Origin of the sequence: Oryzomonas japonica, assembly GCF_008802365.1 — a bacterium.
Lineage (GTDB): Bacteria > Desulfobacterota > Desulfuromonadia > Geobacterales > Pseudopelobacteraceae > Oryzomonas > Oryzomonas japonica.
Map to the genome: position 1 here is coordinate 1 of NZ_VZQZ01000030.1, position 261 is coordinate 261.

Annotated in this window: 1 protein-coding gene; it reads left to right on the forward strand. The window is 62.5% G+C overall.

Annotated features, from left to right (window positions below; translation table 11 throughout):
• The coding region (locus F6V25_RS16900; protein WP_246167086.1) for a GTP-binding protein at positions 1–261 on the forward strand (261 nt) is incomplete at both ends.

Consider the following 261-nt stretch of genomic DNA (forward strand, 5'->3'; position numbering starts at 1 on the left):
CGATTGCCACTGCGCACGTTGAATACGAGACCGACAAGCGTCACTATGCCCACGTTGACTGCCCGGGCCATGCCGACTACGTGAAGAACATGATCACGGGAGCTGCGCAGATGGACGGCGCCATCCTGGTCGTGTCCGCCGCTGACGGCCCCATGCCCCAGACCCGCGAGCACATCCTGCTTGCCCGTCAGGTAGGCGTTCCCTACATCGTCGTCTTCCTGAACAAGGCGGACATGGTGGACGACGCCGAGTTGCTGGAAC